Origin of the sequence: Myxococcus sp. AS-1-15, from assembly GCF_020037055.1 — a bacterium.
GTDB lineage: Bacteria > Myxococcota > Myxococcia > Myxococcales > Myxococcaceae > Myxococcus > Myxococcus fulvus.
Map to the genome: position 1 here is coordinate 1 of NZ_JAIQDF010000075.1, position 870 is coordinate 870.

1 protein-coding gene is annotated in these 870 nt (G+C 68.3%); it reads left to right on the plus strand.

Features of this window, described 5'->3' with window-relative positions:
* On the plus strand, positions 1 to 870 hold an 870-nt coding region (locus K8625_RS43585), incomplete at both ends, for an acyltransferase domain-containing protein (RefSeq protein WP_223786117.1).

Genomic DNA, 870 nt, shown 5'->3' on the forward strand with positions numbered 1-870 from the left:
TTCCTCTTCACGGGCCAGGGAAGCCAGTACGTGGGGATGGGAGAGGAGCTGTACCGGACGCAGCCGGCCTTCAAGGAAGCGCTGGAGGAGTGCGCGAAGGTGCTGGAGGGGGTGCTGGAGAAGCCGCTGCTGGAGGTGATGTTCGGCCAGGGCAGCGAGCTGGACGAGACGAGGTACACGCAGCCGGCGCTGTTCGCGGTGGAGTACGCGCTGTGGAGGATGTGGAGGAGTTGGGGAGTGGAGGCGGACGCGGTGCTGGGGCACAGCGTGGGGGAGTACGTGGCGGCGGTGGTGGCCGGCGTCATGGGAGTGGAGGACGCGCTGAAGCTGGTGGCGGAGCGAGGCCGGCTGATGCAGGCGTTGGGCGGGGAAGGGGAGATGGTGGCGGTGGAGGCGCCGGAGGAGTGGATTGCGGAGGCGGTGAAGGGACTGGAGGCCAGCGTCTCGATTGCGGCGCGAAACGGGCCGAAGCAGTGGGTGGTGGCGGGGTTGAAGGAGGGAGTGAAGGAGGCGGAGCGTCGGCTGGCGGAGAAGGGCGCGAAGACGAAGAAGCTGAAGGTGTCGCATGCGTTCCACTCGCCGCAGATGGAGCCGATGCTGGACGCCTTCGAGGCGCGGGTGGGTGCGGTGAAGTTGGAAGCACCGAAGCGGGTGCTGATTTCGAATGTGAGCGGGAAGAAGGCGGGGGCGGAGGTGGCGAGCGCGAAGTACTGGCGCACGCACGTGAGGGAGGCGGTGCGCTTCGCGGAGGGGATGGAGGCGCTGAGGAAGGAGGGGGTGGGAATCTTCCTGGAGGTGGGCCCCGCGCCGGTGTTGGTGGGGATGGGGAGGCAGACGCTGGAGGAGGAGGGGCTGGAGTGGGTGGCGAGT